This window comes from Pseudomonas sp. R19M (assembly GCF_050312585.1).
Classification (GTDB): domain Bacteria; phylum Pseudomonadota; class Gammaproteobacteria; order Pseudomonadales; family Pseudomonadaceae; genus Aquipseudomonas; species Aquipseudomonas palleroniana.
The window spans coordinates 134,498-149,110 of the sequence record NZ_JBNPJV010000089.1; the positions used below are offsets into that span (position 1 = coordinate 134,498).

A 14,613-nucleotide genomic window follows, 5' to 3' on the forward strand; every position below is an offset into this window, starting at 1 on the left:
GAAGTAAACAATGTTTCTTAATCGCTGGAGCTACACCCTGGCAGGGTGCCTGCTATCGCTTTCGTGCATGGCCAACACATTTCATATTGACCCTCGCGGTGAGAGCCTCTATCAGCAAGCTGTCCCGTATTTACAACAGGCGAATAGCAAGCTCGAAGCAGTACAGGCTAACACCCCAACGGCAAGCGCAGAGGAGAAGAAGCGCTCTTTGGCCCTGATCGATGAAGCCGGCGCCTTGTTAAAGCCAGCGATCACTCTGCTTGAGCAGGCAGCCGCCCTTGATCATCCCGTAGCCCAATATCGTCTCGGGCTGATCTACGTGATGCTGTATCCGGGCGAAGTCATTAAAGAGAAAGCTTGCCCCTTGTTTGAACAAAGCCTTGCTCATGGCTTTGCTCCACCGGCACTTGAGATTTCGTCCTGGTGTTTTGCATACACCGACACGCCTCTGTACCAAACAGCATTACAGGCCATAGAGACTACAATGCCAATCTATGAGAAGTACTTTCCACAGCCTGTTGTGAAGCTTGAGTGCAAGCGGGAAGATCCTGTGGGCCTGGCCATGCAGTGGGGCAGCAGTCGTGACTACCAAGCGGAAATTTACCGGTTACAGGGGGACAGTAACCGTGCACAACGCTCGGAATATTATCAAAAGGCGCTCGATATCAATGACTGTTACAGGGTGAAAAGGCGTATGGGGAATGGCAAGTAACCTCAAGCGTGACACTCGAAAAGGGGATGTCTCCCTTTGAAGCAAAGGTTCGTGTCTGGGCGATTTCTGCCCTTGGTTACGGGCAGCGATCGGCCAAACGCTGTCAGTCTACAGCCCCGGGCAACTCCGGCCTTTTCGTTCTTAGGCATTCCTATCCGTCATTGATGAAACCGTTGATTTTGCGCCTGGCGGTCAGTAACCGACCCAGAACGGACCAGGTCAATGGAACGCATCATCAACTGGTATCGGTTAGAATCTGCGGCCCTAGCTACGTACGAGTAAATTTCATGACAAGGATGGCCGCTGTTTTCACTTTACTGAGTTGCATGGGGTCGGCCTCGGCATTGGCTGAGTCTGATTGTCCGTTTCCGCAGGGAATGCAGGCATCCATCAGCGCGTCGAAGCAAGCTATTGAGGCCAGGCAAGCGGGCGTCGCTAAAGATGAACTGCTCACGAGAATTTCCCCCGCAGCCAACGGGCAGATGTCCCAGATGCTGAAGAGTATCGTCGACGAAGTTTACGATTATCCGGCACTTCGGCCCGAGGTGTATGCCGCTTTCCGGTTCGAGCGCTGCTTTGTTTCGCAGCAGCACGCCGAACAGGTGGCGGCTATGAAGTTTGCCGATGCCTATCCGCTGCTGAAAAAATGCGAACAGCTTGACCCGGAAGGGGCGCGACCGCCTTGTGCAATGCGCGTAGTGCATACGGTGACCGGAATTCCCGAATAAACGATCAGTTTTCAGGCTAGACGGTATAACCCTTTTCAAGGGCAGTATCATAAAGCCGGTCACTATTGATCGGGCAGCGTTGGTACTCACGGACTGGATGAACTCGCGGGAGGTGGCTCCTGGAGATATCGCCGTGGTGGAAAGGGTTTCAATGGGGGGCTGGATGTACCGTTCTCTTGTTGTGCGAGCCAGGGGTAGGATTCCTTGAGTGGAGAGCGTCATATTTTGAGGCTGGGTTGACCTATGAGGTGCTTAGTAGCATTCCCACTGACGTCGTCTCTTGAATGTCTGCTCAGGGCCGATTTCTACCTGCCGCCACCGTCAGCTTTGGGTCGATAACGGACACTTGCGAGTGCCTGCTTTTGGCCGATTGAAGCCTGTCAGAAGCGTCCTAAAGTTGATCGGTCTCTAGCGCCAGTACCCAGCGGTTGAACGGCGCTGAGCCAGCCAAACCCAGCACGTCAAAGAACACCCATTTCCGGGTCTTTACCGAAAAAGACTGAACGGCTTGTCCGGGGCTAACCCTCTGTACATTGCTGGTCGAAATGAGCTCACCAGACGTGCTTCCAATGTAAGGCGAGTTTCTGGGGTCGAGCATACCGACTTGCAACGTCCCGCAAGCGTCCGGAAGGTCCAAAGATAATGTTTCACCCGTTTCCAGGCGGCCCACAATCGCGCCATCAAACAAGATTGCCAGCGGGATAGCCTGGCCATAGGCACTGTCAAACGTTCCCTTCTTGCGCTGAATAGTGATGTCCATGTGCTGTCCTTAAGTTGCTCACTACACAGAGTGTAGTTGCATGCTTACGACGCACTGCAAGCGCGCACCGAAGTCTGAAACGCCCTAATTTGGCAGGCAGGTGGAATGATCGCTTCTGGCCGATAGCCGCCTAAGTCTTTCACCGCTTTTCAACTGCCACCATTTCCCCCCTTGCCCATCGCACACGCCGAGATCACCGCCCAGCCTCTCGCGCAATAAATCCAGCGCTAAGCAAAGTTTTGTACAAGCTCGTTACCCGACCACCGACCCCCCTCAAACTTTCCCCCCCCAAGTCGATACAGTATTGAAAGCCTCCACCCCCCTCGAAAAGCAGGTATCCCGCATGCGCCTCAGAAATCTCAACGTAGCCCCACGCGCTGCGCTTTTTTTCGCGTTAATCATCGCGCTGGTCTTTGTGCAGGGCGTATTCGCAGTCATGCAGATGGGCAAGCTGAAGGATTCCGAAAAGGACGTCGAGCTCAACTGGATGGCCAGCGTCCGACAAACGGCGTTGATGAACAGCACGGTCCTGCGTTTGAGGCTTGAAACGCAGCGGGGTCTGGCTGACCCCACGTCCATTCAAAAAACTCTTGAAGCCTTCCCCGGTTACCGCAAGGCGTTCACCGAAGCCGTGGCGAATTACGAGCCTCTGGTTGGGGGCGATAAAGAGCGCTCGTTATACACGGCGGTGAAAACCAGCGCCGAGGCGTACATCCGTCAACTGGATCTGCTCGAGCCGTTGATGCGCCAGGGTGACCTGGAGGGCGCGGTCGGCCTGGTGAGGAGTGGTATTCGGCCCCTGACTGATGCGATGGAGACGCAGATCAATGCGTTGACCACCTTCAACAATGATGGCGCAGCGGAGGCGGGGTTATATTCCACCAGTGTCTATAACAACGGGTTTTGGCTGATCGTGGGGCTGATTGCCGGGGTTATCGTGCTGACGGTGGGGTTGGCGCTGTTGCTGACCCGAAGCATCACCTCGCCGATCAATGATGCCTTGACGGTCGCGGAGCGTATCGCCGGCAGTGATCTGTCCAAGGAGGTTTTGGTCAGCGGCACGGATGAGGCCGGGCGTTTGTTGAAGGCGCTTGCGCAGATGCAGGCGAACCTGCGCAGTACCATCATGCAGATTTCCGATTCGTCTACTCAATTGGCCTCGGCGTCTGAGGAGATGACGGCGGTCACGGAAGAGTCGAGCCGGGGCCTGGTGGCGCAGAATGATGAGGTCAATCAGGCGGCCACGGCGGTCACCGAAATGAGCGCGGCGGTGGATGAGGTCGCTCGCAACGCGGAGTCGGCTTCCGAGGAGTCCAAGCGTACCCAGGGCTATACCGAGGTCGGTCTGGCACGTGTGGCGCAGACGCTGCAGTCGATCCAGAAGCTCAACGGTAACGTTGAAAACACCAGCGAACAGATTCAGGGGTTGTCGGATCGTGCGCAGAGCATCACCAAAGTGGTGGATGTGATTCGGGCGATTGCCGAGCAGACCAACCTGTTGGCGTTGAACGCCGCGATCGAGGCGGCACGCGCCGGTGAGCAAGGTCGTGGTTTTGCGGTGGTGGCTGACGAAGTCAGGGCTTTGGCCCATCGCACCCAGGTGTCGACCCAGGAAATCGAGCAAATGATCGCCGGCATCCAGAGTGAATCGGACCTGGCAGTGAAGGCGATGAACACGAGCCGGGACCTGGCGACTGAATCACTGGGTGTGGCGCAAGAGGCCAGTACTTCGCTGGATCAGATTTCCACGGCGATTGTGCAGATCAACGAACGTAACCTGCTGATCGCGACAGCCTCCGAAGAGCAGTCGCATGTTGCGCGTGAAGTTGACCGCAACCTGGTCAGTATTCGCGAATTGGCCACCCAGAGTGCCGCGGGTGCCAGCCAGACCGCGAGTGCCTGCGGTGAAATGTCAAAACTGGCGATCAACCTGAATCAGTTGGTCAATCGCTTTGTAGTGTGACGCGGTTTTTTTGAATGAAGTGTAAGCAGGCTTGGCGACAGGTGACCTCTCGCCAAGCCTGCGCACGTCAAACCCCGCCGACCAACTTGCCCCCCTCCATGCGGCGCTTATACGCGCTGTCCCGGCTCGCCAACCAGAAGTACAGCGGCGACGTCACCAGCAATCCCACCACCCAGGACAGGTCCGCGCCATTGATGTGCTCGGAAATCGGGCCCACGTACAGCGGCGTGTTCATGAACGGAATCTGCACCACGATGCCTACCGCATAGGCCAGCAGCGCCTGTGGGTTGTACTTGCCGTAGATGCCGCCGTCCACGCGGAAGATCGAGGCAATGTCGTACTTGCCCTTGTGGATCGCATAGAAGTCGATCAGGTTGATCGCCGTCCACGGCACCAGCACCACCAGTAATACCAGCACCATGTCGACGAAGTGGCCGATGAAGTCTTTGGAGGCGAACACGGCGGCAATCGCACACGCGGCCAGCACCAGTACCGAGATCACCGCGCGGCTTTTGGCGGTGGGTATCCAGCGGTAAGCGAAGGTCTGCACCAAGGTGATGATCGACAGCACCGCGCCGTACAGGTTGAGGGCGTTGTGGCTGATGACGCTGAGCAGGAACAGCACCAGCATCAATGGGCCGATGGCGCCGGTGGCGAGCTTGACGGCGTCCATGGTGTCCATGCCCACCGGGGTGGCGAGCACGGCCACGGCGCCGAAAATGAAGGCCAGGCTGGAGCCCAGTGCGGAGCCCAGGTAGGTGGTCCAGAAGGTCGACGCCACCGGTACGTCGGCCGGCAGGTAGCGGGAGTAGTCCGACACATAGGGGGCAAAGGCGATCTGCCAAAGCGCCGCCAGCGACACGGTCGCCAGCCAGCCGGACAGGTTGAATTCACCACGGGTCAGAAAGTCTGCGGTCTGCACATGGGTGAAGATGTAGCCGAAGCCCAGCACGATGCCGGCGCCGAGTACCCAGGTGCCGATGCGGTTGAGCACGTGGATGAAGCGGTAGCCGATAATGCCGATCACGCCGGAGCCAATCGCGCCGATCACGATGCCCACCGGCACCGGTACGCTGTCGACCACGCCGTGCAGGGACTTGCCCGCCAGCACGATGTTGGAGGCGAAGAAGCCGACGTACATGACGCCGGCAATCACCACCACCAGCAATGCGCCGAGCGAACCGAACTGGGCGCGGCTCTGGATCATTTGCGGGATGCCCATCTGCGGGCCCTGGGCCGAATGCAAGGCCATCAACACGCCGCCGACCAGGTGGCCGACGAGGATGGCGACAATGCCCCACAGCAGGTTCAGGTGAAACAGTTGTACGCCGAGCGCACCCGTGACGATCGGCAACGGCGCGATGTTGCCGCCGAACCACAGGGTGAACAGGTCTCTTACCTTTCCGTGGCGATCTTCCGGGGGCACGTATCCAATCGTGTGTTTTTCGATAAGCGGGGCGGAGGATGTTGCAGTGGTGACCATGACGAGCTCCAAGGCAAGGTGAGTACGTTGACGTACTTCGCTGTGCGCCGCACGGAGAGGCGCTTTCTTTGTTGTTTGGAGGGATCATCTGCAATGGGGGCGGGGAGGTAAATTAGTAAGTTTGTTGCTATAGACCTTAAAAAATATAGCTCGCGGCGGATTCTGCTCCGGTATGTTGCATGCACTTGAATCCTCGTAAAAAAGCCGATTTTCACGCACTTGTTTGGGGCGAAATCCCACGTTTCTGGAGGTTCTGATGGCTGCTTACAACCTGCGCCAGCTCAGATATTTTGTAACCACGGCAGAATGCGGCAGCGTCGCCGAGGCCTCGCGCAAGCTGTATATCGCGCAACCGTCGGTGTCCACCGCCATCAAGCAGTTGGAAGACAGCTTTGGCGTGCAGCTGTTTATCCGCCATCACGCGCAGGGGGTGTCGCTTACACCCAGCGGCGCGCGGTTTTATCGCAAGGCGCTGGAGCTGTTGCGGGTGGCCCACGAGTTCGAGCAGAACGCCCTGGCGGACAATGACGTGGTGGCGGGACAGATCGATATCGGCTGCTTTGAGACCGTGGCGCCGTTGTATCTGCCGCGCTTGATCGCAGGCTTCAAGGCGCGTTGGCCGGGGGTGGAAATCCGCATTCGCGACGGCGAACAACAAGAGCTGGTGCAAGCGTTGACGGCGGGCAGTATCGATATGGCGATGCTGTTCGAGCATGACCTGGGCGGCACCATCGAGACGACGCCATTGATGCCGCCGCAACAGCCGTATGCCTTGTTGCCGGCAGATCACCGCTTTGCGCAGCAGGCCAAGGTGTCGTTGGCGGACCTGGTGCTGGAGCCGATGATTTTGCTCGATGTGCTGCCCAGTCGGACCTACTTCGTGAGCATCTTTGAAGAGCGCGGGCTGACGCCGAATATCGTGTTCAGCTCGCCGTCGATCGAGATGGTGCGGGGCATGGTGGGCCGGGGGTTCGGCTTTTCGATCCTGGTGACCAAGCCGTATTCCGAGTACGCCTATGACGGGCAGAAGGTGGTGTGTGTGCCGTTGGCCGAGACGGTCACCGGGTCGGGCCTGTCGGCGGTATGGCTGCGGCGCGCACCGTTGACCAAGCCGGTGCAGTTGTTTGTTGATTACTGCCGTGAGGAGCTGGCGCGGCTGCTTGGCTGACAGGATCGTTCTCGCGCCGGGCGCGGGAACGATCAACAACGCGGGTCTTTATTCAGGTGCGTAGTTCCTGATGCCCTCGATGCGCATCCAGTTTTCAAATAACTGGTTGGTCTTGTTCACGCTTTCCAGGTATTTGGGGCTATAGCTGCCGTCGGCCTTGTCGGGATGGAAGTTGAAGCTGAAGGTCTCCGAGTTCATCGGCCCATCGCCATAATCCAGGTCGCTCGATTCCGGCCGCCCAATCGTTACTTGAGTACCGTTGCGCTTGGCGGCTTCAGAGAGCAGATAAATGACCCTCGAGTAGTCTTCTTCTCTTACCGTGATGCGGTTGGATTCTTTGTCCGGGGTGTTGGGTTCGGGGCGCTTGCGCAATGCTTCCGGTGCCGCTTGAAGGGTGTTCGAATAGGGTGAGGATTGAATGTTGTTCATGATAATGCTCGCAGGTAAGTGTGGACTTGAAGGGGCGCAAACCTGATGTTCGAGTACCTGTAAGTTGCTCGTGATATAGGCAATCAAGTTTGACGCCTTCCTGGGTGGTCATTAAGTTCCTTCGGTTCCAGGCGATAACTCACCAAATGTGGCGGAACATTTCATCTTTGCAGGAGGATAAGTTTTTACAGCGAAAGCGCCGGACAGCCACAACGTAGTAGGCAATATCCGGCGCCAGGCCTGTTCGAATGTGTCAGGCCGGGAAGGGCGGTGAGGGCTGTGTCCGGCTCAAGCGCGGATCGAGTCCAGCATCCGTTGCAGCATTGCGTCGCAGCCCGCCAGTTGTTCCAGGCTCACGAATTCATCCGGCTTATGCCCCTGGTCCATGCTCCCAGGCCCGCACACCACGGTGGGTATGCCCACGGCATCAAACAACCCGCCTTCGGTACCAAACGCCACGGTGCCGAATTCCCGTGAACCGCAAAACGCGGCAATCAACTCCGCGGCCTGGCTGCGCTCATCGGTGACCAGCCCTGGATAAGCCGACAGCGCGGTAAACCGGATGTCACTCTGCGCGCTTACCGCTTGCATGCGTGGCAGCACCTGTTGCCTGGCATAGGCTTGCAGGGCTTGTGCGACCTCGGCCGGATCCTGGGAGGGCAGTGCGCGAACCTCAAAGTCAAACTGGCAGTCGGCCGGTACGATATTCAGCGCCTTGCCGCCGCTGATCACGCCGGCCTGCACGGTGCTGAAGGGCGGATCAAACCTTGGGTCTTGTTGCTCGCGCAGGCGTTGCCCGATGCGTCCCAGTTCGCCAATCAGGTCGGCGGCGTGCTCGATGGCATTCACGCCGCAGGGCGCATACGCCGAATGGCAGGCTTCGCCGTGCACATCACAGCGCATGGCCAGCTTGCCCTTGTGGCCGAGCACCGGTTTCAGTTCCGTCGGTTCGCCGATGATGCACAGCATCGGTTTGACCGGCCGCTGCTCCAGCAGCGCCAGCAGCGAGCGCACGCCCAGGCAACCGACCTCTTCGTCATACGACAGGGCGATGTGCACTGGCCTGCGCAATGTCGCCTGGACCAGCGCCGGAACCAGCGCCAGCACGCAAGCGATATAGCCCTTCATGTCGGCCGTGCCCCGTCCAAACAGCTTGCCGTCGCGCTCGGTCAGCGCAAACGCCGGCACGCTCCAGGGCTGGCCATCCACCGGCACCACGTCGGTATGCCCCGACAGCACAATCCCCGGTAGTTCCACCGGGCCGATGCTGGCGAACAGGTTGGCCTTGCTGCGTTCGTCGTTGTAGATCAACTCACAGGCCACGCCAAAACCGGCCAGGTAATCACGTACGTACTCGATCAACTGCAGGTTGGATTCGCGGCTGGTGGTGTCGAACCCCACCAGCGTTTGCAGCAATGCGCGGCTGTGGCTCATCGGTCATCTCCGGCCACGCCGTAGCCGGGTGAGCGATCAGGGGCGAGCGCACGGTCGATGTAGTCCTGCACCTGCGGGCGGTACGCGTCCCAGAGTTTTTGCAGCTCAACGATGGGTGCTTCATCGGCCCAGTCCACGCGCAGGTTGATGATCGGCCAGGTCAGCTCACCCACCACCACCAGCGCAGCGGAATGCACCGGGCCGGCTTCGCCACCGGCGGCGATGGCCGCGTGCATCGCCGCCAGCAACCGGTCCGCCAATTGACCTTCGCTCTGTTCAAAGGCCATGACCATCGCCTCGATCACACCGTGGCCGGCGAGCATATTGCCCGCCGCCACACACTGTTCGCCTGACACGGCATTGTGCGTGCCGAGGGTTTCGCTGCCGCTGAAATGTACGCTGCGCCCCAGGTGATCAATCGCCGTCAGTTGCCGGTACTGGCTGTAGCCGTTGCTCGTCAGGGCCTTGTCGAGGGCGTCGGCCGGTGCGAGGCCCTGTTCCAGCAGGTCGAGTACGTCCGGGCCGAGGGCCGGCAGGGTGATGTTCTGGGTCGATACGGCGCCGACACCGGGCCGCAGCCATGGGCAACGGGCGCCTACGGCGATGCTCGAGGAACTGATGGCGATCCCCAGCTGGCCGGTGTCCGCGCAGCGGGCAACGATGGAAAAGGTCATGGGTTGCCTCCTTACTCTGGGATAACCGCGATCACGTCAATTTCCATCAACCACTGTGGCTGACCCAGGGCCGACACCACCAACCCGGTGGAAATCGGGAACACCCCTTTGAGCCACTTGCCGACTTCCTGGTACACCGGTTCGCGGTAGCGCGGATCGATCAGGTAGGTGGTGGTCTTGACGATATGCGACAGGTCGGAGCCCGCTTCCTCGAGCAACTGCTTGACGTTACGCATGGCTTGCTCGGCCTGGGCACGCGGGTCGCCGAGGCCGATCAGGTTGCCTTCGAAATCCGTGCCCACCTGCCCGCGCACATACACGGTGTTGCCGGCGCGCACGGCCTGGCACAGGTCGTTGTCCAGGCTCTGGTTGGGGTAGGTTTGCTTGGTGTTGAACATGCGGATGCGAGTGTGGGTAGGCATCAAAAAGACTCCGGCAAAAAAGTGATCAGGCGCTGACAGGGGACGGGCGAGCCACCGGGGCGGCTTCGCGGTATTCAAGGTATTGGCGCTGGATGGCGATGTGGTCGGCCACGTATTTGGCGTCGTGCCACACCCCCCAGATGAACGACGAACCCCGACGCGATTGCCACGGCAAACCGAGGAAGTAGATGCCCGGCTCACTGGCCACGCCGCGCTGGTGTTGCGGCTTGCCGGCGGCGTCGAACGCGTCGACTTTCAACCAGCTGTAGTCCACGGCAAACCCGGTGGCCCAGATGATCGAGGTGATGCCGGCCTTGGCCAGGTCCAGTTCCAGGATCGGGTGCTGGATGCACTCGGCGTCGGGGAACACGCGGCGGGCTTCGGGCTCCTCCGGCAGGTCGAGGCCGTTGCGCTCGATATAGGCGTCTGCCGCATCCAGCAGCGCCAGGTAGTTCTCATCGCCACGTGCCAGGTTTTCCACCAGGTTGGCCTGGAAGCGGGCGACGTTGCCGTCGAAGGACTGGGTCAGGCCGACCAGGGTCATGCCTTGCTGGGCCAGCTCGCGAAAGTCGATGGTCTTGCCGCCGTGGGCGCCGCTGACGGCAATGGTCACGTGCTCGCGGCCGGGCTTCATCGCCGCCTGGTCCCACTCGCCCAACACTCCTAGCCACCAGCAGAAATCACGCTTGCGATAGGCACGCGGCGGGCGGTCGTGAGCGCCGACCGACAGGTACACCTGGCGCCCGGAGCGTTGCAGTTCATCGGCGATCTGCACGCCGGACGAACCGGCCCCCACCACCAGCACGGCGCCTGCCGGCAGTTGCGCAGGGTTGCGATAGTCGGCGGAATGGATCTGATGCAGCTCGGTGTCCTTGGGCGCAATCGCCGGAATCACCGGCTTCTGGAACGGCCCGGTCGCCGCCACCACACGGTTGGCTTCGATCACCCCTTCGCTGGTGTGCACGGTGAAACCGGGGCGGCCCACGTTGCGCACCACAGAAAGCACATCGACACCGGTGCGTATCGGCGCATTGAACTTGCGGGCATAGGCTTCGAAGTAGGCGGCAACGCGTTCTTTCGGGGCGAAGCCGTCGGCGGCCACGTCATCAAATTCCAGCCCGGGAAAACGGTCATGCCAGGCCGGCCCGTTGGCCACCAACGAGTCCCAACGCCCGGTGCGCCAGCGCTCGGCAATGCGGCTGCGCTCCAGCACCAGATGCGGCACGCCTTGCTTGCTCAGGTGCTCGCTCATGGCGACGCCGGCTTGACCGGCTCCCACCACCAGCGTGTCTATTGTTGTTATTGCTTGAGTCATGTGTCTGTCCTTGCGTAATGCAGTTGGATTCAGCTTGGGCATGACTTCAAGGCTAGGGGGAGGGCGGTTTTTAATAAAATATTATTAAGCTGGGAATTGAGCATAAATATCGGATGCAGCCGGCGGGCGCGGCTGTGCATCGTCAAGCGCCTAGAACTCCCCCGAATACTTCACCGCTGCGGCCGCACGCGACGGCACATCCAGTGCGCGCAGCAGCGACGACACATGAATGCGCACGGTAAACGGCGAGATAGCCAGGGCTTTGGCGATTTCCTTGTTGGTCTTGCCCTGGGCGATCAGGCGCAGCACTTCCTGCTGGCGCGGGGTGAGGGTGTGGGTGTCCAGCGGCAGCAGGCCGGAGGGGGCGAACTTGACGAGCACTTCGCCTTCGCGGATCGCCAGCAACGCCTGGCCGATTTCATCCGGGGCAATGTTCTTGCCGATAAAACCGTCGACGCCCAGCGCCATGACCTGTTCGATCAACTCACGGTCATCCACCATCGACACCACCACCAGGGTGGTGCGGCGCAGTTGCTGGCGCAGCTTGGCCAGTTGGCTCATGCAGGTCAGGCCGGGGAAGCGCAGGTCGAGGATCAACGTATCGACCTCGCCGGGATCCAGCAGCAAGGCTTGCACCGCGTCCAGGTCGCCGGCTTCCTGGATCACGGCGCCGGGCAGCAGCCGTTGTACCGTGCGCGCCATGCCTTCGCGAAACATCGGGTGGTCGTCGGCAATGATGATCCGGCCTGTCATGGTGGGCTCCTTCCTGGGGCACGACGTTGCTGAGGCATGTTACTTTACCACCGGGCGGGATGCCCGCTCAGTCCCCTTGATACGCTGAACGTGACGACAAGGACGTAGTGCATGAGTCATGAGACCAACTCCGAACTCGACCAGGCCAACCTGCGAATTGTGGTTGCCAGCATCGCTATCGTGTACATCGGCGCGCTGGGCTTCCTGCCCGGGCAGTCGGTGGACACCTACCTGCCGGTCATTCTCTACATCCTTGTGTTCCTGCTGGCATCCATCGCCTTGCGCCAGGTCATCGTGCGCTGGCCCGGGCATTACCCGGCGCGGCGGATCTTCGGCATGGTGCATGACTACACCGGCACCTCGTTCGGCATGGTGGTGGGGGGCGAGGCGGCGCTGCCGCTGTATGCGGTGATGGTGTGGGTCAACCTGGGCAATGGCATGCGCTATGGCTCGCGCTACCTGGCGATCGCCACGGCATTGGCGTTGCTGGCGCTGCTGATCGTGTATCGGCTTACGCCGGTGTGGCAGGCGCAACCCTTCATGGTGCTGATGCTGATGATCACCAGCACCGTGATCCCGGTGTACGCGCATATCCTGCTGGAGCGCACGCGCAAGGCGTCTGAACAGGCCATCGCCGCCAACCTGGAAAAATCCCGCTTCCTCGCCCAGGCCAGTCACGACTTGCGCCAGCCGATCCACTCCATCGGCCTGTTCACCGCGTGCCTGCGTGAAGCGCGCCTGGGCGATGAAGAGCGGCGGCTGGTGGATAACATCGACCGTTCGCTGCTCAACGTCTCGCAATTGTTCCGTTCGATTCTCGACCTCTACACCCTCGACAACGGCCGCCTGCTGCCCAAGTACCAGCCGGTGAACCTGGGCGAGTTTCTGGCCGACCTGGTGCGCCAGAATGCCGAGGCCGCGCGTTGGGCCGGTGTGGAACTGCGCTTGCGGCCGTGTGCTCACTGGGTATTGGTAGACCCTGCGCTGTTGGCCACGATGGTGCAGAACGTGCTGTCCAACTGCTTCAAATACGGCGCGCATCGGCCAGTGCTGATCGGCGTGCGCATTCGTCAAGGTGGCTTGGCGGTGGAGATTCATGATCGGGGCCGGGGGATTGCCGAGGAGCATCTGTCCAAGGTCTTCGAGGAGTTTTACCGGGTGCGCCACCGCCGGGACAAAGACGTCGAAGGCGTGGGCCTGGGGCTGTCCATCGTCAAGCGCCTGGGGCAACTGATGGGCGTGCAGGTGAACCTGCGTTCGCGGGTGGGCCATGGCACCTCCGTGAGCCTGTACGGCCTGACCCTGGCGACCGCACCGCAGACCCCGGCACCCCGTGATGATGCGCGACAGGCCGGTCTGCTGACCGGTTTGAAAGTGTGCCTGGTGGAAGATGACCAGAACGTGCTGCTCGCGACCCAGGCGCTGCTGGAGCGCTGGGGCTGCGAGGTACAGGCCGAACTGTCAGGACGCGACCTGGTCAGCGATTGCGACATCATCGTCGCCGACTACGACCTGGGCAACCATGCCACCGGTATCGAGTGCATCGACGCCTTGCGGGCGCAACGCGGCTGGGCGGTCCCGGCGCTGATCCTCACCGGGCACGATGTGGAGAAAATCCAGGCCGCGTTGCACGACCGCCAGATCGCGATTCTGTCCAAGCCGGTACGCCCCGCGGAACTGCGCGGCGCCCTGCGCGACCTTAGCCAGCAGGCGGTGATCAGTTGAACGGCACCAAGCCATTGCCGCGAGCCCCTTTGGGCTGGCAGTAAGCGGCCGGCTTCATCATGCCGAAGCTGGCCACGGCGAACATGCCGCCGCTGGCACCGCTGGGCACGGAGCAGTTGTAATCACCGCTGGCGGTGCTGGCGATGTAATAGGTCGTCATGGAGTCATTGCGCACATTGGAGATACGCTTGACCGGCTCACCCAGGTTGGTTTCCGACAGCGTCTTGAGATGGTCTTCGGTGGGCTTGATATTGCTGCAACCGGCCACACCGATAATCAAAGTACCGAGCAGGGCGAGGCGGGTCAGGGGAGCGTGGAGTTTCATGATGGATCTTCCTTGGGGTTGTTATGGCTTTTCCAACGCGCAACGAGCCCTCGCGCCCTGGAGGCACGGTGTTGGCGGAGCGTTGGAAGTGCCGGGGAATATAGCGCCGGGGACCGGCAGGGTCGATTAGCACAAATGGGCTAGTGGCAATTTGAAGTCATGGAAGGAGGCAGTACGGTTGGAGATAAGACGAGCCACGCCAGACGATGCTGACCGCGCGTTTGAGATTCGCCGCGAGGCCATTCGCGGTCAATGCATCGGTGCCTACAGCGCTGAGCAAATGGCGCTCTGGACCCGAGGTTGCGCAAGCGACGGTTACAACGCCCTGATGGAAAAACTGTTTTACCTGGGGTGGGTGAACGGTCAGCCTGTCGCCACCGGCATGCTCGACCTTGCCAACAATGAAGTCGGCGCGTTGTTTGTACTGCCGGCCTTCACCGGCCGCGGGTACGGCAAGGCAATGCTCGATCATCTGGAAAGCGTGGCGCGGGCATTGGCGATTGAAGAAGTGGTGCTGGACGCCACGCTGAACGCGGCAAGCTTCTATCGCGCCAACGGATATGTGGGTGAGGAGCAGGCGGTCTATCACTCGCCGTCGGGGCTGACGCTGGCGTGTGTGCCGATGGTGAAGCGGCTGGCTGCGGTTTGAACCCTGCAGAACCCCCGCACTTGCTTGCCTGACAAGCGAAGGCACCTGTATCCCGCAAACCCGTCGGATCTGT

Annotated in this window: 15 protein-coding genes; 6 read left to right on the forward strand and 9 right to left on the reverse strand. The window is 60.5% G+C overall.

The window, feature by feature from the left end; translation table 11 throughout:
• The first annotated feature begins 10 nt into the window (after positions 1-10).
• On the forward strand, positions 11-712 hold the full coding sequence (locus ACQRBT_RS20645; protein WP_205345323.1) for a hypothetical protein: 702 nt from the start codon (positions 11-13) through the stop codon (positions 710-712).
• A 26-nt stretch (positions 713-738) separates the two neighbouring features.
• Positions 739-1,440, forward strand: a complete 702-nt coding sequence (locus ACQRBT_RS20650) for a hypothetical protein (RefSeq protein ID WP_205345324.1) — start codon at positions 739-741, stop codon at positions 1,438-1,440.
• A 391-nt stretch (positions 1,441-1,831) separates the two neighbouring features.
• Here the strand turns inward: ACQRBT_RS20650 and ACQRBT_RS20655 are convergent, their stop codons facing one another.
• On the reverse strand, positions 1,832-2,200 hold the full coding sequence (locus ACQRBT_RS20655; protein WP_205345325.1) for a hypothetical protein: 369 nt from the start codon (positions 2,198-2,200) through the stop codon (positions 1,832-1,834).
• Between the two features lie 406 nt (positions 2,201-2,606).
• Between ACQRBT_RS20655 and ACQRBT_RS20660 the strand changes: the two genes are divergently transcribed.
• A complete protein-coding gene (locus ACQRBT_RS20660; RefSeq protein WP_412047359.1) occupies positions 2,607-4,163 on the forward strand; it encodes a methyl-accepting chemotaxis protein in 1,557 nt (518 codons plus the stop codon).
• A 67-nt stretch (positions 4,164-4,230) separates the two neighbouring features.
• Here ACQRBT_RS20660 and ACQRBT_RS20665 read toward each other — a convergent pair whose 3' ends face one another.
• Positions 4,231-5,646, reverse strand: a complete 1,416-nt coding sequence (locus ACQRBT_RS20665; RefSeq protein ID WP_104994040.1) for a purine-cytosine permease family protein — start codon at positions 5,644-5,646, stop codon at positions 4,231-4,233.
• Between the two features lie 256 nt (positions 5,647-5,902).
• On the opposite strand from ACQRBT_RS20665, the gene ACQRBT_RS20670 reads away from it, so the two are divergent.
• Complete coding sequence (locus ACQRBT_RS20670) at positions 5,903-6,814, forward strand: LysR substrate-binding domain-containing protein (protein WP_060752510.1); 912 nt, start codon at positions 5,903-5,905, stop codon at positions 6,812-6,814.
• Between the two features lie 48 nt (positions 6,815-6,862).
• Here ACQRBT_RS20670 and ACQRBT_RS20675 read toward each other — a convergent pair whose 3' ends face one another.
• The 6 genes from ACQRBT_RS20675 to ACQRBT_RS20700 all read right to left on the reverse strand — a co-directional run bounded on the left by ACQRBT_RS20675 (position 6,863) and on the right by ACQRBT_RS20700 (position 11,841).
• The gene (locus ACQRBT_RS20675) at positions 6,863-7,243 is read right to left on the reverse strand and encodes a hypothetical protein (RefSeq protein WP_060752511.1); all 381 of its coding nucleotides are present in this window, start codon (positions 7,241-7,243) and stop codon (positions 6,863-6,865) included.
• A gap of 288 nt (positions 7,244-7,531) precedes the next feature.
• On the reverse strand, positions 7,532-8,677 hold the full coding sequence (gene argE / locus ACQRBT_RS20680; RefSeq protein WP_060752512.1) for an acetylornithine deacetylase: 1,146 nt from the start codon (positions 8,675-8,677) through the stop codon (positions 7,532-7,534).
• Positions 8,674-9,351 (reverse strand): DUF1028 domain-containing protein, encoded by a 678-nt coding sequence (locus tag ACQRBT_RS20685; RefSeq protein WP_412047331.1) that lies wholly within the window; start codon positions 9,349-9,351, stop codon positions 8,674-8,676. Before ACQRBT_RS20685 ends, argE begins: the two co-directional genes overlap by 4 nt.
• 11 nt (positions 9,352-9,362) lie before the next feature.
• Positions 9,363-9,773, reverse strand: a complete 411-nt coding sequence (locus ACQRBT_RS20690; RefSeq protein ID WP_060752514.1) for a RidA family protein — start codon at positions 9,771-9,773, stop codon at positions 9,363-9,365.
• 25 nt (positions 9,774-9,798) lie between these two features.
• Positions 9,799-11,130 (reverse strand): flavin-containing monooxygenase, encoded by a 1,332-nt coding sequence (locus tag ACQRBT_RS20695; RefSeq protein WP_412047332.1) that lies wholly within the window; start codon positions 11,128-11,130, stop codon positions 9,799-9,801.
• Between the two features lie 108 nt (positions 11,131-11,238).
• Complete coding sequence (locus ACQRBT_RS20700) at positions 11,239-11,841, reverse strand: LuxR C-terminal-related transcriptional regulator (protein WP_090370502.1); 603 nt, start codon at positions 11,839-11,841, stop codon at positions 11,239-11,241.
• 111 nt (positions 11,842-11,952) lie between these two features.
• Here ACQRBT_RS20700 and ACQRBT_RS20705 point away from each other — a divergent pair, with 111 nt between their 5' ends.
• Complete coding sequence (locus ACQRBT_RS20705; protein WP_412047333.1) at positions 11,953-13,566, forward strand: ATP-binding response regulator; 1,614 nt, start codon at positions 11,953-11,955, stop codon at positions 13,564-13,566.
• Here the strand turns inward: ACQRBT_RS20705 and ACQRBT_RS20710 are convergent.
• On the reverse strand, positions 13,559-13,891 hold the full coding sequence (locus ACQRBT_RS20710) for a hypothetical protein (protein WP_060752518.1): 333 nt from the start codon (positions 13,889-13,891) through the stop codon (positions 13,559-13,561). The genes ACQRBT_RS20705 and ACQRBT_RS20710 overlap by 8 nt on opposite strands.
• A 178-nt stretch (positions 13,892-14,069) precedes the next feature.
• Here ACQRBT_RS20710 and ACQRBT_RS20715 point away from each other — a divergent pair, with 178 nt between their 5' ends.
• Positions 14,070-14,540, forward strand: a complete 471-nt coding sequence (locus tag ACQRBT_RS20715; protein WP_244383299.1) for a GNAT family N-acetyltransferase — start codon at positions 14,070-14,072, stop codon at positions 14,538-14,540.
• Positions 14,541-14,613 lie beyond the last annotated feature (73 nt).